Origin of the sequence: Streptomyces sp. NPDC088910 (assembly GCF_044749865.1) — a bacterium.
Classification (GTDB): domain Bacteria; phylum Actinomycetota; class Actinomycetes; order Streptomycetales; family Streptomycetaceae; genus Actinacidiphila.
This window is the reverse complement of record NZ_JBIVIV010000014.1, coordinates 16381-41758: the sequence shown is the minus strand read 5'-3', so window position 1 is coordinate 41758 and position 25378 is coordinate 16381. Positions and strand designations below refer to the sequence as shown.

Sequence of the window (25378 nt, the reverse complement as noted above, 5' to 3'; positions counted from 1 at the left end):
CGGCGGTGGCCGCCACCGCACGCCCAGATCCGCCCCGTCACCCGGCGGTACCCGCCACCGCCACCGGGCCTGCTGGGTACGGAACAGGCGGCGACATGGCCTGGAAGTCGGCGGGGCGCGTGGCGCGGGCTTCGGCGAGGGGTCGGACAGCTGCCGGACAGGTGCGGGACAACCGCCGTACACCGACCGGATAGACTGCCGCAATTCTGCACCTCACCCGTATGCACCGTTTTTCACGCCAAAGAGGGAGCGTCGTGGCGCTGCTCGACCACACCCGGCCGGCGCCCGCGACGCAGCCCACCGGCCGGAGGGACGCGCTGCGGCGCGCGGCCCGCGCGGCGGCGCCCGCGGTCCTCGGCTATCTGCTGGTGCGGCTCGCGGCGACCGCGATGCTCTGGATGTGGGCGCGGTCGGAACACAAGAGCCTGCTGGGGCTGCTGGGCCGCAAATGGGACTCGCTGTGGTTCCTGGGCATCATCGAGCACGGCTACGACCACGGCACCCCGGCGCAGAGCAACCTCGCGTTCTTCCCGCTCTACCCCCAACTGGTGCGCGGCACCGCCGCGCTGTCCCCCACCGGGCCCGCGACCACCGGCGTCGTCCTCGGCTGGCTCTTCGCGCTGGCCGCCGCCTGGGGCATCTACGCGGTCGGCGCGAAGCTGTACGGCCAGCGCGCCGGGGTGGTGCTCGCCGTGCTGTGGGGCGTCATCCCGCACGCCGTCGTCGAGTCGATGGCGTACACCGAGAGCCTGTTCACGGCGCTGGCCGCCTGGACGCTGTACGCGCTGCTCTGCGAACACTGGCTGACCAGTGCCTTCCTGTGCCTGCTCGCCGGGCTGACCCGGCCGACCGCCTCCGCGCTGGTGCCGGTGGTCTGCCTGGCCGCGCTGTTCGCGATCGTCCGCGCGCCGCGCGCCTGGCGCGCGTGGGCGGCGCTGCTGATCGCGCCCGCCGGCTGGATCGGCTATCTGGTGTGGGTGGGCCTGCGGGTGCACCGGCTGGACGGCTGGTTCCACATCCAGAAGGACGGCTGGGGATCGTCGTGGGACGGCGGCCGGTTCACCGTCGACAGCGCCCGGCACATCCTCAGCACGCCGTCGGCGCTCGACCTGTACGCGGTGACCGTCGTCCTGCTGCTGGCCGTGGCGCTCTTCGTCCTCGGCGTGCTCGACCGGCAGCCCTGGCCGCTGCTGCTCTTCAGCTTCCTGCTGCTGGCCACCTCGATCGGCGGCTCCGGCTACTACCACTCCAAGGCGCGCTTCCTCGTCGCGGCCTTCCCGCTGCTCATCCCGCCCGCCATCGCGCTGGCCAAGGCCAGGACCGGTACGGCCGTCACGGTCGTGACGACGCTGACGCTGGTGTCCGGGTACTTCGGCGGCTATCTGCTGCTGGTCTGGAACCACTCCCCGTGAGCCGGGCGGTTCACAAGCCGTAGCGCCGACGCCGTCGAAGACGCGCGGCATCGCGGACTGCCACGGCGCGCGGGAGAGCCGGCCGCCGACGCCGAGGCGCACGAGAAGCTCGACCTCTGCCTCGGCGACAAGGCGCCCTACGGCCTGATCGGCCTGTTCACCGGCGCCGCACCACCGGAACCCGCCTCCCCCGCGCGGGCCTGAACCGCGCGCGTGCGCGCGGCGGCGACGGCGGCTCCGCGCCCAGGAGGGGCGCGCGGGGACGGCGCTGTGGGATCCACAGGGCCGCGGGGGCTTGACGCGGGCGCTGGGTGGGCACCAAACCCACTCATGGGTTGTCCGCACGTCGAAGTTGTCGAAGCCGTACGCGGGAGGACATGTGCCGGAGTCACGGGCCGCGCTGCGCGCACCGCACCGGGCCGAGGTGGTGCGCCTGCTGGAGCGGGCGGTGGCCCAGCAGGGGCAGGGCGTGGACGGGAAGGCGCTGCTGGCGCGGGGGTTGGAGCGGCTGGAGGAGATCGCGGCCGCGGCGGACGAGGAGTACGGGGCGTACGTCAGGGCGCTGGAGGCCGGTCAAGCGGCCGGACCGCAGGAGCGCTCGGGGCGCGCCACCGCCGCGGTGCAGGGCCTGGTCGCGGGCGTAACGGCCGCGGTGGCCTTCGGAGTCGACCTCGGCTACGGACTCGCGGCGGGACCCGCGCTGGTGACCGGCCTCGCGGTCGGCGCGGCGGGAGCGGTGACGCTGACCGGAGCGGGCAAGCAGGGAAAGGCGCGGCGCGCGGGCGCCGGCCAGGGCTTACCGGGCGGTCCGGAACAACTGCGGCTGCTGTGGCTGGCCGCGCTCGACCGCCGCGGCGTACGGCCGTTCATCGAGGCGCAGCGCGCGGTCGTCCCCGCGCCGCCCCGCAAGCAGTCCGCCAAGGTGCCCAACCAGCCCTCCCCGCCGCGCCGTTCGGGCAACGACCGCAGCGCGGCGGCCCGCACACGCGCCGTGCTGGAGCAGTCGTTCGGCCATCTCCCGGACGCGGAAGGCCCGTTCGCCGGGCGCCGCGCCCATGTCGCGCGGATCGCCCAGTGGGTGCACCAGGCCCGGGTGTCCACGGCGGTACGGCCCACCGTGGTCGTCCTGCACGGCCCGGCGGGCAGCGGCCGTACGACGCTGGCGGTGCGTACCGCACGGCAGTTGAAGGACCAGTTCCGCGGCGCGTGCGTGGTGGACCTGCGCGGCGCGAGCGACGGCAGGACGCCGCTGCCCACCAGGGAGGCGCTGCTGCACCTGCTCAACCGGCTCGGCGCGCCCCGCGACCAGCTCCTCTTCCGCGAGCGGCAGAATCAGGAACAGCACCTGCGACGGCTCAGCGAGCAGTACCAGCAGCATCTCAGGGACGTGCCCGTGGTGATCGTGCTGGACGACGCCACCGACGCGGCGCAGATCAGGACGCTGGTCCCCGAGCGGTCCGAGAGCCTGGTGCTGGTCACCAGCCGCGCGCCGTTCGACCCGGAGGAACTGGCGCTGCCCGGCGCCTTCGTGCACAGCCTGGACGTCGGCGCGCTCGACGCGGACGACACCTTGGAACTGCTGGGCGAACTGGCCGCGGCGGGCGGCGGCGCCGCCCCGCTGCGGGAGGAGGCCGAGCGGCTGCGCGACCTGTGCGCGGGTCTGCCGATAGCCCTGCGGATCGCCGGAGCCGCGCTCCCCGACCACCACGGCGCGACCGAACTCGCCGCAGACCTGGAGGTGTTCGGCCCGCGCGACCCGGTCGACCGCGTCCTCGCACTGCGCTACCACGACCAGCCGGAGCCCAACCGCCGCCTGCTGCGCCGCCTCGCGCTGGCCGGGCGCGCCAGCTTCGGCGCCGCCGCCGCGGCGGCCCTGATGGCCACCGACGAACGCGAGGCCGCCCGCAGGCTCGACGAACTCGCCGCCGCGGGGCTGATCGAGAACGTCCGCGGCAGCCGCTACCGCCCGCACGACCTCGTCCGCGCCTTCGCGGGCGAACGGCTGCTGGACGAGGAGGACCCGGTGGAGCGCGGCGCCGCCCACGAGCGGCTGATCCGCTCGTACGCGGACCTCGCGAACACCGTCATCCGGCTGGTCGAGGGCAAGACCTCCACCCGCGCCGGGCGGTTCGGCCAGCACGGCTTCGCCTCACTGGAGCTGGCGCTGCGCTGGCTGGACGAGGAGTCCAGCTTCATCACCGCCGCGCTGCGCGACACCGAGGGCGTCGACCGGGCCGCCGTACAGGCGCTGCTCGGCGCGCTGTGCGACTACTGCCTGCTGCGCGGCGACCTCTACCGGCTCGGCGAGATCAGCGAGATGGCGCAGGCCCAACAGGCCGCCGGGCAGCAGAAGTCGGGCCCCGACGAGGACCGCTCGGTGCTGGTGCGGTCGGTGCAGTGGCGTACCGGCATCGCGGCCCGGCAGCTCGGCGAGCTGGACAAGGCGCGGTCGACGCTGACGTCGGTGGTCGACCTGTACTTCGAGGCGCGGCACCCGTCGGGCGCGGCCCGCGCGCTGGACAGCCTCGGCATCACCCTGCACCACCAGGGCAACCTCAAGGAGGCCGAGCGCAGGCTGCGCGAGGCGCTGGAGATCCAGTCCGCCCCCGAGCTGGACGAGGACCGGGCCTGGACGCTGCACGCGCTGGCCGCCGTGCTGCGCGACATGGGCCAGGTCGGCACGGCGCTGGAGCTGCTGCGCGAGTCGCTGGCGCTGCACCGCGAGAACGAGAGCGTGCAGGGCGAGGCGTGGGCGCACCTCCAGCTCGGCCAGGTGTACCTGCGGCTCGGGCGGCTCGACCTCGGCGAGGCCGAACTGCGCGCCGCCGGGCAGTCGTACGCGCTGGCCCGCGACCCGCGCGGCGGCGCGTGGACCGCGACGCAGCTCGCCCGGGCCCTGCTGCTGCGGGGCGAGGCCCGGCAGGCCGCCCAGGACCTGGACGAGGCGGTGCAGCGGCACCGCGCCTGCGAGGACGCGCGCGGCGAGGCGTGGACGCTGTACTACCTCGGGCACGCGCTGGAGGAGTCCGGCGACACCGACTCGGCGCTGCGCACCCTGGAACGCGCCCGCACGATGTTCTCCCGCATGCGGGACGTCTACGGGCTGGCCTGCGCCCGGCACCACTCCGCGCGGGTCACCCGCGACCAGCGGGCGGCCCGTACCGGCAATCTGCGCAACAGCGGCTTCGCCCGGCAGCTCCTCCAGGACGCCCGCCAGGACTTCCGCCGGATCGGCGTCGAGCACGGCGAGGCGTGGTCGTGCGTCGAGCTGTCCGTCATCGACGCCGGGAACGGGCGGCTGCCCGAGGCCCTCGCCCTCCTCGACGAGGCCGTCGAGCTCTTCCGTGGGCTCGGCGACCGGCGCGGCCACGACTGGGCCGTCTTCCTGCGCGCCACCGTCCAGCCGCTGCTCTCCGAGGCCGGCCTGCCCCTGGCCCGCTCAGCCCTCGCCGGGCTCCTCGCCGACGCCTATCCGGGGCGGGACCCGGACCTCGAGGAGTACGTCGAGGCGTACGCCCTCCTCCTGGAGCGCGGCACCGTCGCCCCCGGCGGACCCTGGGACACCTGGCGCCTCGGCATGACCCCCGGCCGCTCCGCCCGCATGGTCATGGCCGTCCCCGTCTGACCCCTTGCACACGACGTGCCCCGTCGGGGGCGCGGGGAACCGCGCGGCCGGCCACGACGCTCCCACCCGCCCCGGCGGGGCAGATCGGTTGTCTCCGGACCACCGGCCGGTGGCGGCTGGCCGCGCGGTTCCCCGCGCCCCTGAAAAGCACGCCCTGCGCAAGGGCCGCCCGTCAGGGGCGTGGCGGCTCCGGGGCGGAGGAGGCGGAGGCGGCGGGAGAAGCGGAGGGAGAGGCCGCGGGGGCCTCATGCGGCGGGCGAGCCGCGGGCTCCTCGGTGAAATCGATCTTCTTCATCTGCTTGCCCATGTTCTTCATCAGCAGCCACAGCCCGATGGCGATGGCGGCGAAGATCACGAAACCGAGGAGCCCCGGCGTCACCTTGTCCTGGTTCAGCTCACCGGCGGCGTTCGAGGCGAGCGGGACCAGCGTATTGAATCCGTGGGAGGCGTTCACCCGCCCATTGTCGCCTAGGCCCTCTCGATCCCCGCAAAGAGGTCGTCCTCAGGGATCGAGGTGTCCACGCGGGACTGCGCCAGCTCGTAGTCCTCGGTCGGCCAGACCTCCCGCTGGAGGTCCATCGGGATACGGAACCAGCCGCCGTCCGGGTCGATCTGCGTGGCGTGCGCGAGCAGCGCCTTGTCACGGATCTCGAAGAAGTCCGCGCAGGGCACGTGGGTGGTGAGCTGCCGCTCCGGGCGGTCGAACTCCTCCCAGCGCTTGAGCCACTCCCCGTACGGGGACTCCATGCCGCGCGCGAGCAGCGCCTCGTGCAGCGCGAGGGTGCGCTCCTTGTTGAAGCCCTGGTTGTAGTAGAGCTTCAGCGGCGTCCACGGCTCCCCGGCCTCGGGGTAGCGCTCGGGGTCGCCCGCGGCGTCGAAGGCCACCGCCGAGATCTTGTGCGTCATGATGTGGTCCGGGTGCGGATAGCCGCCGTTCTCGTCGTACGTGGTGATGACGTGCGGCCGGAACTCGCGGATCAGCTTCACCAGGGTGCCCGCGGCCACGTCCACGTCCTGGAGGGCGAAGCAGCCCTCGGGCAGCGGCGGCAGCGGGTCGCCCTCGGGCAGTCCCGAGTCGACGTAGCCGAGCCAGGACTGGCGGACGCCCAGGATCTGGCGCGCCTCGTCCATCTCCTTGGCGCGTACCTCGTGGATGTTCTCCTCGATGTAGGGGTCGCCCTGGAGTTTGGGGTTGAGCACCGAGCCACGCTCGCCTCCGGTGCAGGTCGCCACCAGTACGTCCACCCCCTCGGACACGTACTTGGCCATGGTGGCCGCGCCCTTGCTCGACTCGTCGTCGGGGTGGGCGTGAACGGCCATCAGTCGAAGCTGCTCAGTCAAGGCTGGGTCCTCAGGTCTTCGGGGTCCGAGCGGCGCCGAGCCCCCGTCTTCTAAGCCCCCTCCGTCGGCCGAGAGGGCGCCTCCTATAGTGACCGAGTGAGGGGACGATTAATTCCGCCGTTCCCGCGCTCGGGAGGAAAAGCCTATGACCGCCGTGCGGCCCGGTGAGCCGGGCGCCCGTCCCGCCCTGCCCGACGGCAGGTACGGTCCGGGCGCCGACGCGCGGGCGGACCGCAAGCTGCGGATCGCCGCCGTCGTGCTGGGCGCGCTGATGGTCGTCGGCGTCGGGTGGTACGGCTGGCACGCCCTCACCGGCACCAAGGTCAGCGGTCAGGTCATCGCCTTCAAGGCCGTGTCGGACCAGGCCGTGGAGATCCACCTGGAGGTCCGCAAGGACCCGGGGACCGTCGCCGTCTGCACTCTGCGCTCGGTGGACGTCGACCACAACGAGGTGGGCCGCAAGGACGTCCGCCTCGCGCAGCACGCCCGGCAGGTCGACACCGTCGTCACGGTGCGGACGACCTCGCGCGGTGAGACCGGTGAGCTGGTCAGCTGCCAGACCGCCCCGCGCGGCTGACCCCGGACCCCGGCACCCGCGTTCGTTTCTCGTCCCCTTGACCGACGAGTAATTGTTAGGCTCGTGGTTTCGTCCCGGCGACCGGTGGCAATGGACTTGTTCATCGGGGCGCACCCCGGCACCGGCCGTGGGGACGAGCCGTCGGCCCCACGGGTGCGACGGCACACACCGCCCCGCGGGGAGTCCGCGGGACAGGCACACGGCATGACCAGTACCGACGAGGAGCACCTGTGACCCAGACCAGCGAGAACGTCACCTGGCTGACCCAGGCGGCGTATGACCAGCTCAAGGCCGAGCTGGAGCATCTGTCTGGTCCGGCGCGCGCCGAGATCGTCGCCAAGATCGAGGAAGCCCGCCAGGAAGGCGATCTCAAGGAGAACGCCGGCTATCACGCGGCGCGTGAGGACCAGGGCAAGCTGGAGCTGCGCATCCGCCAGCTCAACCAGATCCTGGAGTCCGCGAAGGTCGGCGAGGCCCCGGCGGACGACGGTGTGGTGGCGCCCGGCATGGTGGTGACCATCGCCTTCGACGGCGACCCCGACGACACCATGACCTTCCTGCTCGGCTCCCGCGAGGGCGTCTCCAGCGACCTGGACACGTACTCGCCGCAGTCGCCGCTCGGCCGCGGTGTGGCGGGCAAGAAGCCGGGCGAGGACGCCACGTACGAACTGCCCAACGGCAAGAGCGCGTCGGTGAAGGTCCTCGACGTGAAGCCGTACCAGGGCTGAGCGGACAGCGGTGTGCCGCCCGTCCCCGTGGCACGGGCGGCACATGTGTGACGCGGCTCTCCGCGAAGGCGTCGGGCGTGACGCGATCGTCGAGCGTGAGGCGGTCGTCCGGCTCTCCGCGGTGACCGGCTGTTAAGCGGTCGCCGAGCGGTACTTGCGGACCGCGAGCGTACGGAAGACCACGATGATGAGCACGGACCAGATCAGCGACGCCCACACCGGGTGCTGCATCGGCCAGGCGCCGGACTGCGAGACGCCCGGGTTGCCGAAGAGCACGCGGCACGCCTGCACGGTGGCGCTGAACGGGTTCCAGTCGGCGACCGCCCGGAGCCAGCCCGGCATGTTGGACGAGTCCACGAAGGCGTTCGACACGAACGTCACCGGGAAGAGCCAGATCAGGCCGCCCGAGGTGGCCGCCTCCGGGGTGCGGACCGACAGGCCGATCAGCGCGCCGATCCAGGAGAAGGCGTAGCCCAGCAGGAGCAGCAGCAGGAACGCGCCGATCATCTTCGGCACGCCGTTGTGGATGCGCCAGCCGACGAGCACGCCGACCACCGCGAGGACGACGACGGTGAGCGTCGTCTGGACGAGGTCGGCGAGGGTGCGGCCGGTGAGCACCGCGCCGCGCGCCATGGGCAGCGACCGGAAGCGGTCGATGAGGCCCTTGTTCATGTCGTCGGCGATGCCCGCGCCCGCGCCGGCGGTGGCGAAGGTGACCGTCTGGGCGAAGATGCCCGCCATCAGGAAGTTGCGGTAGTCCGAGGCGCTGAGGGAGCCGCCGACGGCGACCGAGCCGCCGAAGACGTAGCTGAACAGCACCACGAACATGATCGGCTGGATCAGCCCGAAGATGATCATCTCGGGGATGCGCAGCATCCGGATCAGATTGCGCTTGGCGACGACCAGCGAGTCCCTGACGGACTGGACGACGCCGCCCGCGCCCTTGGGCGCGGCGGTGGTCACGATGTCGGTCGTGGCGCTCACTTGACTGCCTCCTTGCGGGACGCGTCGGCCTTGCGGGCGCCCGGGTCCTCGGTCTCCTCGTCGGCGGCGTTGTCCTGCTCGGCCGCGTGGCCGGTCAGGGAGATGAACACGTCGTCCAGGGTGGGTCGGCGCAGGCCGATGTCGTCGATCTCGATGCCCTGCGCGTCCAGGTCGCGGATCACCTCGGCGAGCAGCTTGGCGCCGCCGGTCACCGGGACGGTGATCTTCCGCTGGTGTTCCTCGATCTTCGCGTCGCCCTTGCCGAATCCGGCGAGCGCGCGGGCGGCGTCGGAGATGCGGTCCCGCTCGTGCACGACGACCTCGACGCGTTCGCCGCCGGTCTGCGCCTTGAGCTGGTCGGAGGTGCCGCGCGCGATGACCTTGCCGTGGTCGATCACGCAGATGTCGTGCGCGAGGTGGTCGGCCTCTTCCAGATACTGGGTGGTGAGCAGCAAGGTGGTGCCGCCCGCGACCAGTTCCTGGATGACCTCCCAGAGCTGCTGGCGGTTGCGCGGGTCGAGTCCGGTGGTCGGCTCGTCCATGAACATCACCGGCGGGCTCACGACGAGCGCGGCGGCGAGGTCGAGGCGGCGGCGCATACCGCCGGAGTAGGTCTTGGAGGGCCGGTTCGCGGCGTCCGCCAGATTGAAGCGCTCCAGCAGTTCGTCGGCCCGCGCGCGGGCCGCCTTGGCGCTCATCTGGTAGAGCTGGCCGACCATTTGGATGTTCTCCCGGCCGGTCAGATACTCGTCGACCGCGGCGAACTGACCCGACAGGCCGATGTGCCTGCGGACCTCGTTGGGGTGCTTCAGTACGTCGATGCCCGCGACGACGGCTCTGCCGCTGTCGGGTTGCAGGAGTGTGGTCAGGACCCGGACGGCGGTGGTCTTTCCCGCGCCGTTCGGCCCGAGCAGCCCGAGGACCGTGCCCTCCGGCACGTCGAGGTCCACTCCCCCCAGTGCCTTGACATCGCCGAAGGTCTTCACAAGACCCTCTGCATAGATGGCGCCCGGCATTTTGTCACTCCGTCCGTTGGTGCGGTGTGCAGCTCTCACGACTGGTGCGGTGTGCGGCTTCATGACTTCGACCGCCCGAACGGCCGAAACTCATCGCTCAGCGCGCGGCGGACCGCGCGGCGAACCGCGATGGAACGCGAGAATGACAGACGCGATATATCGCGTCAAGCCAATTTCGCGTCCGCCACGGAACCTGGTACACGGCGCGCCGCCGCGGGGCTCGGCGGGCGACTCCCCCGCGGCGGCGGGTCGTACGACGGCGAGCTCCGCCCGCCGGGGCGGTCACCGGATGACGGTGTAACCCGCGTTCTCCAGTGCCTCGCCCACGGCGACACAGTGCTCAGGTCCCTTGGTTTCCAGGTGCACCTCGACCTCGGCCTCGGTGAGGCCGAGCCGCGGGTCGGTGCGCACATGGCTGACATCGAGGACGTTAGCGTCGACCACTGACAACACCCCCAGGAGCGTGGCGAGCGCGCCGGGCCGGTCGGTGAGACGCAGCCGCAGGGACAGGTAACGGCCGGCGGCCGACATGCCGTGCCGCAGGATGCGCTGCATCAGCAGCGGGTCGACATTGCCGCCGGAGAGCACCGCGACGACGGGCCCCCGCAGCGCCTCGGGCGCGGCCAGCAGCGCCGCGACCGGACTGGCCCCGGCCGGTTCCACGACCAGCTTCGCGCGTTCCAGGCAGAGCAGCAGCGCGGAGGAGAGCTGGTCCTCCGTCACCGTCACGACCTCGTCCACCAGGTCCCTGACCAGGGCGAACGGTATGTCGCCCGGACGGCCGACCATGATTCCGTCGGCCATCGTGGCGACCGTGCCGAGCGCCACCGGGCGGCCGACGGCGAGCGAGGGCGGATACGCGGCGGCGCCCGCGGCCTGCACGCCGACGATCTTCACATCGGGCCGCAGCGCCTTGACGGCGACCGCGAGACCGGCGGCGAGACCGCCGCCGCCGATGCCGACCACGATGGTGCCGACCTCGGGGCACTGCTCAAGGATCTCCAGGCCCACCGTGCCCTGCCCGGCGATGATGTCCGGGTGGTCGAAGGGGTGGATGAAGACCGCCCCGGTCTGCTCGGCGTACTCGATGGCCGCCCGCAGCGTCTCGTCGACGACCGCGCCGTGCAGCCGTACCTCGGCGCCGTAGTCACGGGTCGCGGCCACCTTGGGCAGCGGGGCGCCGACGGGCATGAAGACGGTCGAGCGGACACCGAGCAAGGAGGCCGCGAGGGCCACGCCCTGGGCGTGGTTCCCGGCGCTGGCCGCCACCACCCCGGCCGCGCGCTCCTCCGGGCCGAGGCCCGCGATGCGGACGTACGCGCCGCGAATTTTGAACGAACCTGTGCGTTGAAGATTCTCGCATTTGAGGTGCACAGGTGCTCCGACCAGCGACGACAGATGGCGGCTGCCTTCCATCGCGGTGATACGGGCCACCCCGGAGAGCATTTTGTGCGCTCCTCGCACGTCATCGAGGGTGATCGAAGGGGACGCTGCGGGCACCGAACTGTCCATGGGCCCAGTCTCCCAGCTCCGGCGGACCGCCACCGCCGGGGGCCAAGGGTGTCACCGGCGGCCGGAATACGTGTCAGGGCCGGGGCCGCGGCGGGCGGCGTATTGCCGGTGAAGGGTCACGGGGCCTTCCGCGCCGCGTACTCTTCTCCACAACTTCCGCCTTCCCGTTCCCCTTCACAGGACCGACAGAACGCGAGCTTCAAGGTCATGTCCAACCCCACGGAGACCTCGACCGAACTCCTTGAGCGCCTCCAGCACCAGGTCGCACTTTTCGCCCGTCGCGCGGAACAGACGCGGCTCGGCGGAGTCGGCAAGGCCCGCAACTCCATGGACCGCGCCGCCTACCTGCTGCTCAACCGGCTCGACCGCGAAGGCCCGATGGGCGTCAAGGCGCTCGCCGAGGCCATGGGCATCGACTCCTCCACGGTCACCCGTCAGGTCGCCCCGCTCGTCGACACCGGCCTGGTCAAGCGCACCTCGCACCCGGAGGACGGCCGCGCGGTCGTCCTCGCCCTGTCGCCGCGCGGCCGGTCCCGGCTCGACGCGGTACGCGACTCCCGCCGCCGGCTGATGGCCGAGGTCACCGACGAGTGGACCCCGCGGGAGCGGGAGATCTTCACCGAGCTGCTGGCCCGCTTCAACACCTCGCTCGCCGACTGGCACACCGGGGCGGGACAGCGCGAGGAGCCGGAGTCCGACGAGGCCGGTGGGACCGAGGGGACCGGCGGCGCGACCGGGTCGCGGGGAGACACGCAAGGGGCTTGACCCGGAACACCCGGTTGCCGTCCCATGGCCGCGTGGGGAAGCGCCGGGCGGCAGCGGAAAACCGACGGGACGCCGAATTCGCGGCGTTCACCGCGGGCGCGGCGGGCCGTCTGCTGCACGCCGCCACACTGCTGGCGGGCGACCCTGAGGCCGCCGACCGCCTCCTGACCGCGACGCTCGCGCACGTCTACGCCAACTGGCTCACGATGCGCGCGGAGGACCCGTACGAACGGGCCAGGAGCGAGCTGGTACGGCGGTTCGCCTACCGCCCGTGGTGGCGGCGGCCCCGCGGCGGCACCCTGGACCGGCTCAGCGGCCAGGAGCGGCTGATCGTCGTGATGCGGCACTTCGAGGGCGTCGCGGAGGAGCAGACCGCGGCCCAACTCGGCCTGCCCGTCGAGCGGGTGCGCGCCATCTGCGCCCGCGGGACGGCCACGTTGCGCAGCAGGCCCGAAGAGGACGATCCGGCCGCCGCCGCGGCGGCCAGGGCCGTGGCCGCCGCCGCGGCGCGGGCCCGCAGAGCCCCCGGGGAGACCGAACCGGCTTCCGAGGCAGCGGAGTTGGCCGAGTCCAGCGCGGTGGCGCCGTGAGCCGCCTGCCCAACCGCCGCGACGACGAGGTGCGCCGCCTGCTGGACACCCCGCACCCGGTGGTCCCGCTCGATCTCACCGCCCGCGCCGCCGCCCGCGGACGCCGGATCGTACGCCGCCGCCGGGTCGTCCGACTCGCCCTGTGGCTGGTGCTGTTCGCGGCCGTCGTGGCCGGTCTGGTCCTGGCCGCGGTGGCGTGGCCCGACCACTCGGCCCCTACGACGCCGACGGACGGCAGTTGGTGGTCGGCGACGGGCTGACGCCTTTCGTGGGAAAGGCGCCGGGCCCGTACGGTACGCGGCGCGCGCGACCGTACGGGCCCGGGAGTTCACGCTCTCACGACCGTGTCACGACCTCAGCCGAGGGCCTGCGCCAGGTCGGCCAGCAGGTCGTCCGCGGCCTCGATGCCGACCGACAGGCGTACCAGATCGGCGGGCACCTCCAGCGCGGAACCGGCCACCGAGGCGTGCGTCATACGGCCCGGGTGCTCGATCAACGACTCGACGCCGCCGAGGGATTCGCCGAGCGTGAAGAGCTCCGCGCGGTCGCAGACGGCGACCGCCGCGTCCTCGCCGCCCACGACGCGGAAGGACACCATGCCGCCGAACGCCTTCATCTGCTTGGCGGCCACCTCGTGCCCCGCGTGCTCCGGCAGACCGGGGTAGTACACCTGCGCCACCTTCGGGTGCGCGGCCAGCATGCCGGCCACCCGCGTCGCGTTGGCGCTGTGCCGGTCCATCCGTACCGCGAGCGTCTTGACGCCGCGCATCACCAGCCACGCGTCGAACGGCCCGGCGACCGCGCCCATCGCGTTCTGGTGGTACGCCAACTCCTCGCCCAGGCCCGCGTCCGAGGTGACCAGCGCGCCGCCGACCACGTCGGAGTGCCCGCCCATGTACTTGGTCGTGGAGTGCACGACGACGTCCGCGCCGAGCGCCAACGGCTGCTGGAGGTAAGGGCTCGCGAAGGTGTTGTCGACCACCAGCCGCACCCCGGCCTGCCGGGCGACCCCGGCGACCGCCGCGATGTCGGTGATGCCGAGCAGCGGGTTCGAGGGCGTCTCGACCCAGATCAGCTTGGTCTCCGGCCGGAGCGCGTCCCGTACCGCCTGGACGTCGGAGGTGTCGGCCACCGACCAGCGCACGCCCCAGCGCTCCACGACCTTCGCGAAGAGCCGGAAGGTGCCGCCGTACGCGTCGTTCGGGATCACCACGTGGTCGCCCGGCGCGAGCATCGTACGCAGCAGGCAGTCCTCGGCCGCGAGCCCCGAGGCGAAGGCGAGGCCGCGGCTGCCGCCCTCCAGCGCCGCCAGGTTCTCTTCGAGGGCGGTCCTGGTCGGGTTGGCCGACCGGCTGTACTCGTAGCCGCCGCGCAGGCCGCCGACACCGTCCTGCTTGTACGTCGACACCTGGTAAATCGGCGTCACCACGGCCCCGGTCTGCGCGTCCGCGGCCTGGCCGGCGTGGATCGCGAGGGTCTCGAAGTGCTGGTGGCCGATGTCCTGGTGCCCGATGTGCTTGTCGCTCATGGCCCCGAGCGTAGTGCCGCCGTCAGGCCCGCGCCGACAGCCTCGCGCGCAGCACGGCCGCGCTGCGCTCGCACCACTCGGCGTTTCCCCGCTCGAAGGCGAGGCCGCGCAGGCACGTCAGATACGGGCCGATGCGGGTGCCGTGGCGCAGGAAGTCCTCCTCGTCCCGGTCGCCGCGGAGCTTGCCGAGCAGGGTCGTGAACAGCTCGGCCTTCGCCGCCGCGAAGGCGGCGCGCTCCATGAGCTGGGCGATGACGGCCTCGGTGCCGAGGCGGTCGGCGGTCTGAACCTTCACAAGGAGTTCATCACGGATGAAGGACGGTTTCGCGGGCGCCGCCGCGAAGCGTTCCAGTTCGGCGAGGCCGGCGTCGGTCACCTGGAAGAGGCGCTTGTTCGGCCGCGTGTCCTGGACGACCTCCCGGCCGGTGACCAGGCCGTCGCTCTCCAGCCTGGTCAGTTCCGCGTAGAGCTGCTGGGGCAGCGCGTGCCAGAAGTTGGCCACGCCGACGTTGAACGCCTTGGCCAGCTGGTAGCCGCTCAGCTCCTCGTCCAGCAGCGCCGCGAGGACCGCGTGGCGCAAAGCCATCGCCCGGCCTCCTCCCGTCCGCCCGGTCCGTTGTACGCTCGACATGGTACTCAAGAAAGTGACTAATCAGATGCACGACTAGGGGGTCCGCCCAGGGCAGCCCTCCAGAACCGAAGGAGCAGCCGCCGTGACCGCGACGGACGCCGTGACCGCAGACCCCTCCGCCTTCCGCGCCGCCGTCGAGTCGGGCGACGTCGAGGCCCTCAGCCGCCTGTTCACCGACGACATCCGGCTCTACAGCCCGGTGAAGTTCACCCCGTTCGAGGGCAAGCCGCTCGTCGTCGGCCTCTTCCACGTCCTGGTGCGCACCTTCGAGGACTTCCGCTACATCGGCCGGTTCGACGGCTCCGCCCGGACCACCGGTGACGGCACCGACGCCCCGTCCGCGATCCTGCTCTTCCGCGCCACCGTCAACGGCAAGGAGATCCACGGCATCGACATGCTCCAGTTCGACCCGGCCGGGCTGATCAAGGAGATCACTGTCATGGTCCGCCCCCAGTCCGCCGTCCAGACCCTCGGCGAAGCCGTCCTCGCCGGCCTCGTCGCCGACGGCCTGGCCCCGGCCCCGGCCCCGCGCTGACGGCCGACGGCTCGGCCCGCACAGGAGGCAGGGGGCAAGGGGTGGATGACGTGACCGGGGAAACGCCGCTCGCGGCGGATGAGGCGTTGCGCCACGTGACCGGGCTGGCGCGGGCCGGGACGCCGGTTGCCGCCGGGGTGCGGGTGAGCGTGAATTTCCATCCGGACCGCGGGGGGATGCTGGAGGCGCTGGGACGGGAGGGCGTGTACCGGTCGCAGTTCGTGACCGGTACGAGCAACGGGGGCCTGACCGCGTATCCGGGCGGAGACCGGTGGCGGTGGGAGAGCCGGATCTTCGGGGGCGCGTACGACCGGGCGGACGGGCGGGCACGGCCGGTGTACGGGGCGTTGAACTTCCGGCGCGAGCAGGTCGGCGCGGCCCCGCGCTTCGGGTCCGCGCACTTCCGGCTGCGCGCCGGGACGCTGGCACGGGCGACCTTCTGCTATCCGGACAGCGCCCGGGAACCGTCCGACTTCGGGGTCGAAGGGACGGTGTCGGCCCTGGTGGAGCTGGCCCGCGCGGACACCGCGGCCGGGCGGGGGGACGCGCTCGACGGCTATGTGGAGGCGCAGGTGCACGGTCCCGTGGTGCTCGCCGAGGACGTGGAGGCGCTGGTGCTCGACCCGAGCCACCGCGGCACCACCGTGGAGGACGCCGCGCGCCTGCTGCCGTGCCCGCTGGAGTGGCACGCCGGTTTCCGCCTCGCCGTCACGGAGTTGCGCCGCCACCCGGACTACCGGGGGCCGGAATTCGTCGCGCTGGGCGCCGAGATCGCGGAGGGCGGATTCCTCGACCCGCGCGTCATCGGCGAGGCCGCCCGCACCGGCCGCCACGACCCGCAGTCGCTCAAGCGCGTCTGGCACTGCGTGGCCCGCTTCGGGGCGCCGCCGGAGGGTCAGGCGGTTGTGGTGGGGGAGGTCGGGGAGGTGGGGAGGCGGTAGTCGGACAGGGAGAGCATGCGGCGGTGCTGGGGGCGCAGACCCGTGATGTGGAGCGGGAGCGCGAAGGCGGTGCAGCGGGCGTGCAGGCTGCTCAGGAAGCGCAGCGCCGTCGTGTCCATGAAGGGGACGGCGTCGAAGTCGAGGTGGACCCCCCGCAGGCCGGGGCGCAGCGCCAGTTGGGCCTGGGTCAGAGCCGGGCGCGCTTCGAGGTCGATGTCCCCGCACGGCCGGAGGGTGAGTATCCCGTCGTCGTCCAGCGCGGTCGGACAGGTGAAGGGAGCCGTGGCGTCCATGGCGGTCTGTGTCCTCTCTCGAATCTCGAAGGTCTGCACCCTTGGACACCGTGGGCGGACGGACATCACGCGCGGGGACGTACCCGGTGAAAACGGGCGGTCTCAGACGATCGCGGTGACCGTCACCGACACCGTGACCGGCGTGGTCAGCGTCTGCGGATACGTCGCGTAGACCGCCTCGACGACCGCCTCCCGCACGTGCTGGGCGACCCGGGCCGCCTGGTAGCCGGTGCGTACGGCCAGCGAGACCGTGACCGCGCACTGCGCGGGGTCGGTCCGCCACCGCACGGTGACACCGGGGGCGGTACGGGAGCGCAGCCGGTCGGTCAGGCGCGGGCTGAGGTAGGCGACGCCGGGGACGTCGACCGCGGCGGCGCCCGCCGCGGTCGCGGTCTCGCGCTCTTCCGGTGTGCGGGTCAGCGGGTTCATCGGGTCAGCCCTCCCCGGAGGTCGCGTCGTTGAGCGGGCGGTCGGCCGCCGCCCCGTCGTCCAGGACGTCCACCACCGACACGTCCACCGCGGCGACGTCCAGGCCGATCACCGCGTGCGCCGCGTTCATGACGCGTTCGCGGACCGCCGCGGCGGCCTCGGGGACGGTACGGCTGAGGACGACGGCCACTTCCAGGCGGACCCGCAGCGGCACGCGCGGCAGCGGCAGCCCGGGCAGTACGTAGCGCGCGGGCTCGCGGGCCGCGGTGATCCGGCAGCTCCCGGCCACGACACCGGGAACCGCGTCCGCGGCCTGCCGGAAGAGCCGGGCGGCGGCGGTCTCGGTGATCCAGTCGTCGGCCGCGGGGTCGCCGAGCGGTACGAGGCGGCCGGGCCGCAGTTCGGTCCGCACCAGGTCCATCACGCGGGCGGCCAGATCGGGCGCGGGCAGGTCGCGTACCGCCAGCGCCTGGTGCACGGCCTGGTCGAGCTGGGCCAGTTCGGCGAGCGAGTCCCGGCAGTGCGGGCAGTCCTCGTGGCCGGGGGCGGGCTCGCCGCCCTCCCACAGATCGGCCAACGAGGCGTCGCAGGGCAGGAGTTCGTCGTCTAGCGCCATGTGTCCATCGCCTCCGTCAGATAGCGGCGGGCGCGGAAGATCCGTCCCCGGACGGCCGGTTCGCCGATCCCCACGGCGGCGGCGATCTCGTCGTACGACAGGCCGTGGAATTCGCGCAGCACCCAGCACGCGCGCTGCTCGGGGGTGAGCCCGGCCAGCGCGCGGTGCAGCGCCTCGGCCGACGCGGCGGACTCCGCGGCGCGGACGGGCGAGGACTGGTACTCGGGCGCGGCGGGTTCGACGATCGAGTCCAGCGGCTGGGTGGGGCGGCGGCCCCTGAGGACGTTGAGGCAGCGGTTGGTCACGATGCGGTACATCCACGTGCCGAAGGCCGCGTTCCTGCGGAACTCCGGCAGCCGCCGCCACGCGCTGACATACGCGTCCTGCACCGCGTCCTCCGCCTCGGCGTCGTTGCCGAGCAACCGGCGTGCCAGGCGCAGCAGTTCGCCGCTGTGCCGCCGTACCAGGATCTCGAACGCCTCGTCGTCGCCCTCGCTCGCGCGGGCGACCAGCAGGTCTTCCTCCCGCCCGGACGCCGGCGACTCCGGCTCGGGCGGGGGCACATGCGACGGCGCCCCGTCGGACGCCTCACCGGACACGGCACCGCGCCGGGTCCTCGGCGGCGAGCAGAGGCACGTACAAGCAGGTCAACGTCGTCCGTCCAACAGGTGATCGCGGTCCACGGGGGTGTGCCGTACGGCACCGGGTTCGTGCGAGCGGCAGCGGCGTGCGGGGGCGCCGGGGTGGGACAGCCCCGGCGCCCCCGGAGAACGGCTACTGCACTCGTCCCTCGGCGGGGGTGTCGTCGTCCTCGTCGGGCAGGTGCACGTCGACGATCGAGACGTTGACTTCGACGACCTCGAGGCCGGTCATGCGCTCGACGGCGGAGATCACGTTCTCCCGTACGTCGGCGGACACATCGGTGATGGCGACGCCGTACTCGACCACCAGCTCCAGGTCCACGGCCGTCTGCCGCTCGCCGACCTCGACCTTGACGCCGCGGGTCACGTTGGGGCGGCCACCGGGGACGCGGTCGCGGATGGCGCCCATGCTGCGGGCGAGGCTGCCGCCGAAGTCGTGGACGCCGAGCACCTCACGTGCCGCCATGCCCGCGATCTTCTCCACGACGGAATTGGCGATGGACGTACGGCCGCGCTCGGCGGGCACGCGGAAGGCGCCGTCGGCCCGCTTCTCCAGGCCCTGCCCCTTGCTGCCGTCGTCGTCGCGGTCCGTGCTGGTGCGCTGGGGCGAAACCGGCGCTTCGGCCTTCGTCGTGGTCATACCGGGTCTCCTGGTGTTCGCAAGTGCACCGGCCGGGTCGCGCGGATCCACTGACGCGGATCGCACGACGGTGGATCGTACGAATACGCCGACCCTACGGTGCATGTGGCGGCCTCATGGGCCCTGACATTCTTAAGACACCCCTGATCCGGAGACCTCACGCGCGAATCCGGGATCTTCTCGAAGAGATTCCCGCGCGGGTCGGCGGGAGCGGGCCCGGCGCGGGTCCTGAGGCTCCGCGGCCCCGGTCCCGGCGGGGCTCAGACGTCAGTGCGCACCCAGAGGCAGAAGGGGTGACCGGCCGGGTCGAGGAAGATCCGCGTGTCGTCCTCCGGCTGGTACGCGGCGAGGGTGGCGCCGCAGGCCAGGGCGGTGGCGGTGCCCGCCGAGAGGTCGGTGACCTCGAAGTCGAGATGCAGCATCATCTGCTGCGCGGCGGGGGCGGAGGGCCAGGTCGGCGGGGTGTAGAGGGGCTCGGTCTGGAAGGACAGGCCCGTGCCGCCGCCGGGCGGGTTGAGCTTGACCCAGTCGGGCTCCCGCGCGGTGACCTCCCAGCCGAGCAGCCGCCGGTAGAAGTCGGCGAGCGCCGTCGCGTCGGGCGCGTCGAGGACGACGGCGGTGAAGGTCGTACGCAGTGGTGCGGTCGGCTCTGGCATCGGTCTCCCCTGGTCGCGGCGGGCCGGGCGGGCCGGCCCGCCTCTCGGGCGTGCGGCCCGTCCGCGGTCCAGCGTGGCACCGGGCACCGACAACGCGGCGCCGCCTCTCCGCCGCCGGACGGATCGACCGGCGGAGGGGAGGCGGGGGGCCCGCCGCGCTCCCGACTCAGGCGGCTGTGCGCTCGCGCAGCGTCAGCGTCCCCTTCCTGATCGTCGCCAGCCGCGGCGCCCGCTTGGCGATGCCCGAGTCGTGGGTGACGAGGATGAAGGTGAGGCCGCGGTCGCGCCAGAGCCCTTCGAGCAGGCCCATGATGTCGTCGCGGGTGCCCTCGTCGAGGTTGCCGGTGGGCTCGTCGGCGAGCAGCACCTTGGGCTCCTTGACCAGGGCGCGGGCGATGGCGACGCGCTGCTGCTGGCCGCCGGAGAGCTCGGACGGCAGGTGGGTCAGCCGTTCGCCGAGGCCCACCGACTCCAGTGACCGCGCGGCGCGTTCGCGGCGGGCCGCGCCCTTGACCCCCATGGGTACGAGGGCGGTCTCGACGTTCTCCTGCGCGGTGAGGGTCGGGATGAGGTTGAAGCTCTGGAAGATGAAGCCGATGTTCTCCGACCGCACCTTGGTGAGCTTGGCCTCGCCGAGCTTGGCGAGGTCGACGCCGTCCAGTTCCACGGCGCCCGATGTCGGGCGGTCGAGGCCGCCGAGCATCTGGAGGAGCGTGGACTTGCCGCCGCCGGTGGGGCCCTGGATGACAAGCTGGTCGCCGTCGGCGATGGCCAGGTCGATGCCCTTGAGGGCGTCCACGGTGGCCTTGCCGCGCCGGTAGCGCTTGGTCACGCCGGTCAACTGATACATGGTCAATTCCTTCTGGACGAGGGGCTATTCGACGCGGCGCAGGGCGTCGGCGGGGCGCAGCCGGGAGGCGCGCCAGCCGCCGAAGGCGCCCGCGATCAGGCCGCCCGCGACGGCCAGGCCGACGGCGAGGGCGATGGTGTGGACGCTGACCGGGGCGCTCAGCGCGATGTCGACGGTCTTGGCGGCGGAACGGGCCGGGCCGCCGAAGCCGCCGCCACCGCCGCCTGCGCCGCCACCGCCTCCGTTGGAGCCGAGTTGAGCGCTGAGCGTCGGGCTGATCGCGGTGACCGCGTACGCCCCCGCCAGGCCGAGCGCGATGCCGAGGACACCGCCGAGCAGCCCGTTGACCAGCGCTTCGCCCATCACCTGCCGGGTGACCCGGCCGCTCTTCCAGCCGAGCGCCTTGAGCGTGCCGAATTCCCGTACCCGCCTGCTGACGGCGGAGGAGGTGAGCAGCCCCGCGACCAGGAAGGCCGCGACGAGGACGGCGATCGACAGCCACTTGCCGACGTTGGTGGCGAGCGAGGACGCCGTCGACAGCGAGCCGGAGACGGTGGAGGCCAGATCGGCCGAGGTGGTGACCGTGGTCCCCGAAATGTTCTTCTGGATGGCCGACTTGACGCTGTCGATCTGCTGCGAGCCGGACGCCTTGACGTACACCGTGGTGATCTTGTCCGCGGAGTCCGAGAGCGTCTGGGCCTGTTTCAGCGGCAGGTAGAGGTTGGCCGCCGCCTGGCCGCTGTCGGCGGTCGCGATGCCGATGACCTTGTACTTCGTGTCCTTGACGGTGACCGTCGAGCCGACCGAGAGCTTGTTCTCCTTGGCGTACGCGGAGTCGGCCACGGCGACCTCGGCGTCCGCCTGGGCGGCGGTGAAGGTGGTGCCCGAGGTGATCTTCGACGAAGTCAGCGGGCCGAGCGCGAGGTTGGAGACATCGACGCCGTACAGCGTGTAGCTGTTGGCGTCGAACTGCGCGCCGCCGCCCCGGACTTCGCCCTGCGGCGGGGTGTTCCCGCCGCCGCGCCCGCCGCCGCTGCCGCCGGAGGTGCCCTGCTTCTGCTGGAACTGTCCTTGCGTGAACGAGCCGTCGATCTTGAGCACTTGGAGGCTGAGGCCGCCGACCGCGCCCGCGACGTGCTGCTGGCCGCTCACCTTGCCGACGGCCGAGGACGCCAGCGTCTGGAAGCCCTGGACCATGACGCGGTCACTGCTCTGCGTCTTTCCGTCGCTGTTCGCGTCGAAGTCGAACTTGGGGCGGGTCGTACCGCCGCTCGCGGTGGCGGCGGGCGCGGCCTTGGTGACGGTCATGTCCGTACCGAGGCCGTACAGCGACTGGAGGACCTTGTCCTGCGCCTGGCCCATGCCGGACGAGACGGAGTTGACGGTGATGACCAGCCCGATGCCGAGCGCGAGGCCCAGGGCGACGACGAGTGCCGCCTTGCGTCGGCGGCGCAGCTCGCGCCGGAGATACGTGAAGAACATCCGATTCCTCGTGGGTGGCAGTGGGTGGAGCCGGGAGTGGAGTGGACGCGAGGAGGGGGTGCGTCCACTCCGCTCCCGCTGCCGCGAACGCTAGGAATCAGCGGTGACGTTCCGGTGAGGCGGGTGTGAGGGAGTGCTGAGAAACAGGGTGCCGCGATGAGCCGGGGATAAAGCCCGGGTGAGGAGTTCCTTGAACAGCTCTCCCACGGGCCCTGCACAGGCCCGTGACAGTTCGCTCGGGAAGTCTGACGCGGGGTGCGACCCGCACCCCGCGGGAATCACCGCGGGCCGGGCCGCCTGCCCCCGGTCAGCGGACACCCAGCAGGTGGTCCATGGCGAGCTGGTCGAGCGCTTCGAAGGCCATGCCCCGCTCGGCCGCCGCCGTGACGTCGAAGTCCTCGTACGCGCCGCGGTCGGCGAGCAGTCCGGCCAGCCGTCCGCCCAGCGTGTCCTCCGCGCCGAGCGTCGGCAGGGCCAGCTCGTCCAGGCGCGAGGCCCGCAGCGCGGCCTGCACCTCGGGGTCGGCGCGGAAGGCGGCGGCGCGCTCCTTGAGGATCAGGTAGTTGCGCATGCAGCCCGCGGCCGACGCCCACACCCCGTCGTAGTCCTCGGTACGCGGCGGCTTGAAGTCGAAGTGCCGCGGCCCCTGGTATCCGGCGGTCTCCAGCAGGTCGACCAGCCAGAAGGCGGAGCGCAGGTCGCCCGCGCCGAAGCGGAGGTCCTGGTCGTACTTGATGCCGGTCTGGCCGTTGAGGTCGATGTGGAAGAGCTTGCCGTGCCACAGCGCCTGGGCGATGCCGTGCGGGAAGTTGAGCCCGGCCATCTGCTCGTGGCCGACCTCGGGGTTGACGCCGACGATGTCGGGGCGCTCCAGCGAGTTGATGAAGGCCAGCGCGTGGCCGACGGTCGGCAGCAGGATGTCGCCGCGCGGCTCGTTCGGCTTCGGCTCGACCGCGAACCGCAGGTTGTAGCCCTGCTCGGTGACGTACTCGCCGAGCAGGTCGAACGCCTCCTTCATCCGGTCGAGCGCCAGCCGTACGTCCTTGGCGCCGCCGGACTCCGCGCCCTCCCGGCCGCCCCACGCCACATACGTCTCCGCGCCCAGCTCGGCGGCGAGGTCGATGTTGCGGAGGGTCTTGCGGAGGGCGAAGCGGCGGACGTCGCGGTCGTTGGCGGTGAAGGCGCCGTCCTTGAAGACCGGGTGCGTGAAGAGGTTCGTGGTCAGCATCGGGGTGGTCATCCCGGTGGTGTCCAGCGCCTGCCGGAACCGCTTGACCAGCGCGTCGCGCTCCGCGTCCGTCGAGCCGAACGGGATCAGGTCGTCGTCGTGGAAGGTGACGCCGTACGCGCCCAGCTCGGAGAGCCGGTTGACGGACTCGACCGGGTCCAGCGGGGCGCGGGTGGCGTCGCCGAACGGGTCGCGGCCCTGCCAGCCGACGGTCCACAGGCCGAAGGTGAACTTGTGCTCGGGGGCCGGGGTAAGACTCTCGGAAGTCATTGCGACTGGCTCCTATTCGTCAGACTGTTAAACAAATTAGTATGCGAGACCAGCGATGGGAAGTGGCGCTCGCGAAGGGATCGGGAATCGCATGGGGTCGAAAGCAGGGACGGGACGGGTCGTGCTCGGGGTGGACAGCTCCACGCAGTCCACGAAAGTGCTGGCCGTCGACGTGGACAGCGGCGCCGTCCTGGCCGCCGGGCAGGCACCGCACACGGTCAGCTCGGGGGCCGGACGCGAGACCGACCCCGAGGTGTGGTGGACGGCGCTGCGCGACGCGATCGGGCAGACCGGGGAGTACGCGGCGCGCGCCGAGGCGATATCGGTCGGCGGGCAGCAGCACGGGCTGGTCGTCCTCGACGCCGCCGGACGCCCGCTGCGGCCCGCGCTGCTCTGGAACGACGTACGGTCCGCGCCGCAGGCCGCCGCGCTCGTCGAACGGCACGGCGCGCAGTGGTGGGCCGAGCGCTTCGGCTCCGTCCCCGCGGCCAGCTTCACCGCCGCCAAGTGGGCATGGCTCACCGAGCACGAGCCCGAGGTCGCGGCGGCCGCCGCGGCCGTACGCCTCCCCCACGACTTCCTCACCGAGCGGCTCGGCGGCGCCGCCGTCACCGACCGCGGCGACGTCTCCGGCACCGGCTGGTGGGCCTCGGGCACCGAGACCTACGACGACGGGCTGCTCGCCGAGATCGGGCTCGACCCCGCGCTGCTCCCGACCGTCCTCGGACCCGGCGAGGAGGCGGGCACCGTCTCCGCCGGTCTGCCCCTGCGGCCCGGCACCCTCGTCGCCTCCGGCACCGGCGACAACGCCGCCGCCGCGCTGGGCCTCGGCCTCGAGCCCGGACGCGCCGTCCTCAGCCTCGGTACCTCCGGTACGGTCTACGCCGTTTCGCGGCGGCGGCCCACCGACGCGTCCGGGACCGTGGCGGGTTTCGCCGCCGCCGACGGGGGCTGGCTGCCGCTGGCCTGCACCCTCAACTGCACGCTGGCCGTCGACAAGGTGGCCGCGCTCCTGCGGCTCGACCGGGAGGAGGTGGAGCCCGGCGGCTCCGTCGCCTTCCTCCCCTTCCTCGACGGTGAGCGCACTCCCAACCTGCCGTACGCCTCGGGGCTGCTGACCGGCCTGCGCCACGACACGTCCGCCGGACAGGTGCTCCAGGCCGCCTACGACGGGGCCGTCTACGCGCTTCTCTCCGCCCTCGACCAGGTGCTCGCCGTGGACTCCGCCCCCTCCGACCAGCCCCTTCTCCTCATCGGCGGCGGCGCCCGGGGCGCGGCCTGGCTCGACACCGTCCGCCGCCTTTCGGGGCGGGCCGTTCAGGTGCCGCGTGCCGCGGAGCTGGTCGCGCTGGGCGCCGCCGCCCAGGCCGCGGCTCTCCTCACCAAGGAGTCTCCCTCCGCCGTCGCGCTCCGCTGGGGTACCGCGGCCGGGGCTCTCCACCCGCCCCTTCCCCGCGATGACGCTGCGCTCGCCCGCCTCTCCTCCGCGCTCCCGCTGGCGGCCGGCCGCTGACCCCGCCGCCTTTCTGGGGGCGGCGCCCGTTTCTTTCCCACCCGCCCACCCGTGCGAGTGCTTTCTTCGTCTGCGGGTGCCGCCTGTGCCTGGTCGGTCCCGGCCCGGGGCACCTCCTCGGGCGACGAACCTGCGGCCACTTCCATGACGTCCAGCCCTTGCCCGTTCGTCCCCCTGCGGGGGCACCCCGCACCGTCCCCTCCTCGCCCGTCGGCGTCCGCCTGTCCGCTGTGGCTGGGGGGGAGGGGGTGGGAGGGGGTGCGGGCCCTGCGACGCCCAACCCTCCGGCGGGGTGGGCGCAAGGGGGTGGGGGGGAGCCCGGGACCCGAGCCACCCGACGTCCAGTCGGGTGGGCGGGGGGTGCGGGTGCTGGGGGGGGTGGCAGGGGCTTCGTTGGGCTCTTGGAGGAAGGGCACGAGCATTCCGACTCACCGGGAGGGGGGACCGGCGCAGGGCGGCCCGCCGAAAGAACCCCCCTCCCCCGGCAACCCCCACCGGCAGGCGGACGCCGACGTACCGGGAGGGGACGGGCCGGGGTGCCCCCGCAGAAATGCGGTGACAAGAAGGGTGCCGGA

At 72.8% G+C, this 25378-nt stretch carries 26 protein-coding genes; 10 read left to right on the top strand and 16 right to left on the bottom strand.

The window, feature by feature from the left end; genetic code table 11:
* Positions 1-254: 254 nt before the first annotated feature.
* Positions 255-1412: a hypothetical protein gene (locus ACIP4Z_RS28410; protein ID WP_401312860.1), complete on the top strand. Its 1158-nt coding sequence runs from the start codon at positions 255-257 to the stop codon at positions 1410-1412.
* Positions 1413-1791: 379 nt separating this feature from the next.
* Positions 1792-5037, top strand: a complete 3246-nt coding sequence (locus ACIP4Z_RS28405) for a tetratricopeptide repeat protein (RefSeq protein ID WP_401312857.1) — start codon at positions 1792-1794, stop codon at positions 5035-5037.
* Positions 5038-5209: 172 nt separating this feature from the next.
* Here the strand turns inward: ACIP4Z_RS28405 and ACIP4Z_RS28400 are convergent, their stop codons facing one another.
* Positions 5210-5491 (bottom strand): hypothetical protein, encoded by a 282-nt coding sequence (locus ACIP4Z_RS28400; protein ID WP_401312854.1) that lies wholly within the window; start codon positions 5489-5491, stop codon positions 5210-5212.
* Positions 5492-5505: 14 nt separating this feature from the next.
* Positions 5506-6378, bottom strand: coding sequence for a mycothiol conjugate amidase Mca (gene mca, locus ACIP4Z_RS28395; protein WP_391127072.1), 873 nt, complete (start codon positions 6376-6378; stop codon positions 5506-5508).
* A 145-nt stretch (positions 6379-6523) separates the two neighbouring features.
* On the opposite strand from mca, the gene ACIP4Z_RS28390 reads away from it, so the two are divergent.
* Complete coding sequence (locus ACIP4Z_RS28390) at positions 6524-6955, top strand: DUF4307 domain-containing protein (protein WP_401312851.1); 432 nt, start codon at positions 6524-6526, stop codon at positions 6953-6955.
* 230 nt (positions 6956-7185) lie between these two features.
* Positions 7186-7683: a transcription elongation factor GreA gene (gene greA, locus ACIP4Z_RS28385; RefSeq protein WP_188280881.1), complete on the top strand. Its 498-nt coding sequence runs from the start codon at positions 7186-7188 to the stop codon at positions 7681-7683.
* A gap of 132 nt (positions 7684-7815) precedes the next feature.
* Here greA and ACIP4Z_RS28380 read toward each other — a convergent pair whose 3' ends face one another.
* The 3 genes from ACIP4Z_RS28380 to ilvA form a co-directional block, all read right to left on the bottom strand.
* Entirely contained in the window at positions 7816-8667 is an 852-nt protein-coding gene (locus tag ACIP4Z_RS28380; RefSeq protein WP_401312847.1) for an ABC transporter permease, read from the bottom strand.
* A complete protein-coding gene (locus ACIP4Z_RS28375; protein ID WP_391049111.1) occupies positions 8664-9683 on the bottom strand; it encodes an ATP-binding cassette domain-containing protein in 1020 nt (339 codons plus the stop codon). The genes ACIP4Z_RS28380 and ACIP4Z_RS28375 overlap by 4 nt, the downstream gene beginning before the upstream one ends.
* 282 nt (positions 9684-9965) lie before the next feature.
* Positions 9966-11195 carry a threonine ammonia-lyase gene (gene ilvA / locus ACIP4Z_RS28370; protein WP_355350136.1) on the bottom strand — a complete coding sequence of 410 codons (1230 nt, stop codon included), beginning with the start codon at positions 11193-11195 and terminating at the stop codon, positions 9966-9968.
* Positions 11196-11402: 207 nt separating this feature from the next.
* Here ilvA and ACIP4Z_RS28365 point away from each other — a divergent pair, with 207 nt between their 5' ends.
* Genes ACIP4Z_RS28365 through ACIP4Z_RS28355 form a run of 3 tightly spaced genes read left to right on the top strand, consistent with a single transcriptional unit; the run spans position 11403 to position 12810 of the window.
* Positions 11403-11960 carry a MarR family transcriptional regulator gene (locus tag ACIP4Z_RS28365; protein ID WP_355350139.1) on the top strand — a complete coding sequence of 186 codons (558 nt, stop codon included), beginning with the start codon at positions 11403-11405 and terminating at the stop codon, positions 11958-11960.
* Between the two features lie 32 nt (positions 11961-11992).
* Positions 11993-12550 (top strand): sigma factor-like helix-turn-helix DNA-binding protein, encoded by a 558-nt coding sequence (locus tag ACIP4Z_RS28360; protein ID WP_401312843.1) that lies wholly within the window; start codon positions 11993-11995, stop codon positions 12548-12550.
* The gene (locus tag ACIP4Z_RS28355) at positions 12547-12810 is read left to right on the top strand and encodes a hypothetical protein (RefSeq protein WP_391049106.1); all 264 of its coding nucleotides are present in this window, start codon (positions 12547-12549) and stop codon (positions 12808-12810) included. Before ACIP4Z_RS28360 ends, ACIP4Z_RS28355 begins: the two co-directional genes overlap by 4 nt.
* A gap of 95 nt (positions 12811-12905) precedes the next feature.
* Here ACIP4Z_RS28355 and ACIP4Z_RS28350 read toward each other — a convergent pair whose 3' ends face one another.
* Both ACIP4Z_RS28350 and ACIP4Z_RS28345 read right to left on the bottom strand, forming a co-directional pair.
* On the bottom strand, positions 12906-14078 hold the full coding sequence (locus ACIP4Z_RS28350) for a cystathionine gamma-synthase (protein ID WP_355349930.1): 1173 nt from the start codon (positions 14076-14078) through the stop codon (positions 12906-12908).
* A gap of 22 nt (positions 14079-14100) precedes the next feature.
* Positions 14101-14664 (bottom strand): PadR family transcriptional regulator, encoded by a 564-nt coding sequence (locus ACIP4Z_RS28345; protein WP_355349927.1) that lies wholly within the window; start codon positions 14662-14664, stop codon positions 14101-14103.
* A gap of 127 nt (positions 14665-14791) precedes the next feature.
* On the opposite strand from ACIP4Z_RS28345, the gene ACIP4Z_RS28340 reads away from it, so the two are divergent.
* Both ACIP4Z_RS28340 and ACIP4Z_RS28335 read left to right on the top strand, forming a co-directional pair.
* Positions 14792-15244: a nuclear transport factor 2 family protein gene (locus ACIP4Z_RS28340; protein WP_391161718.1), complete on the top strand. Its 453-nt coding sequence runs from the start codon at positions 14792-14794 to the stop codon at positions 15242-15244.
* Between the two features lie 50 nt (positions 15245-15294).
* Entirely contained in the window at positions 15295-16185 is an 891-nt protein-coding gene (locus tag ACIP4Z_RS28335; RefSeq protein WP_391161719.1) for a DUF3626 domain-containing protein, read from the top strand.
* Here ACIP4Z_RS28335 and ACIP4Z_RS28330 read toward each other — a convergent pair.
* The 9 genes from ACIP4Z_RS28330 to xylA all read right to left on the bottom strand — a co-directional run bounded on the left by ACIP4Z_RS28330 (position 16140) and on the right by xylA (position 23290).
* Entirely contained in the window at positions 16140-16478 is a 339-nt protein-coding gene (locus ACIP4Z_RS28330; protein ID WP_355349918.1) for an STAS domain-containing protein, read from the bottom strand. The two genes, ACIP4Z_RS28335 and ACIP4Z_RS28330, sit on opposite strands and share 46 nt — an antisense overlap.
* Before the next feature lie 102 nt (positions 16479-16580).
* Complete coding sequence (locus ACIP4Z_RS28325; RefSeq protein WP_391127049.1) at positions 16581-16907, bottom strand: Asp23/Gls24 family envelope stress response protein; 327 nt, start codon at positions 16905-16907, stop codon at positions 16581-16583.
* Positions 16908-16911: 4 nt separating this feature from the next.
* The gene (locus ACIP4Z_RS28320) at positions 16912-17523 is read right to left on the bottom strand and encodes a hypothetical protein (RefSeq protein ID WP_355349913.1); all 612 of its coding nucleotides are present in this window, start codon (positions 17521-17523) and stop codon (positions 16912-16914) included.
* A complete protein-coding gene (locus tag ACIP4Z_RS28315; RefSeq protein WP_401313124.1) occupies positions 17514-18086 on the bottom strand; it encodes an RNA polymerase sigma factor in 573 nt (190 codons plus the stop codon). Before ACIP4Z_RS28315 ends, ACIP4Z_RS28320 begins: the two co-directional genes overlap by 10 nt.
* Before the next feature lie 211 nt (positions 18087-18297).
* A complete protein-coding gene (locus ACIP4Z_RS28310) occupies positions 18298-18804 on the bottom strand; it encodes an Asp23/Gls24 family envelope stress response protein (protein WP_355349910.1) in 507 nt (168 codons plus the stop codon).
* Between the two features lie 260 nt (positions 18805-19064).
* A complete protein-coding gene (locus ACIP4Z_RS28305; RefSeq protein ID WP_401312834.1) occupies positions 19065-19460 on the bottom strand; it encodes a VOC family protein in 396 nt (131 codons plus the stop codon).
* Between the two features lie 166 nt (positions 19461-19626).
* Complete coding sequence (locus ACIP4Z_RS28300) at positions 19627-20310, bottom strand: ABC transporter ATP-binding protein (protein ID WP_401312831.1); 684 nt, start codon at positions 20308-20310, stop codon at positions 19627-19629.
* A gap of 24 nt (positions 20311-20334) precedes the next feature.
* A complete protein-coding gene (locus ACIP4Z_RS28295; protein ID WP_401312828.1) occupies positions 20335-21792 on the bottom strand; it encodes an ABC transporter permease in 1458 nt (485 codons plus the stop codon).
* A 307-nt stretch (positions 21793-22099) separates the two neighbouring features.
* The gene (gene xylA / locus ACIP4Z_RS28290) at positions 22100-23290 is read right to left on the bottom strand and encodes a xylose isomerase (RefSeq protein ID WP_355349898.1); all 1191 of its coding nucleotides are present in this window, start codon (positions 23288-23290) and stop codon (positions 22100-22102) included.
* A gap of 91 nt (positions 23291-23381) precedes the next feature.
* On the opposite strand from xylA, the gene xylB reads away from it, so the two are divergent.
* Positions 23382-24803 carry a xylulokinase gene (gene xylB / locus ACIP4Z_RS28285; protein WP_355349895.1) on the top strand — a complete coding sequence of 474 codons (1422 nt, stop codon included), beginning with the start codon at positions 23382-23384 and terminating at the stop codon, positions 24801-24803.
* Positions 24804-25378 lie beyond the last annotated feature (575 nt).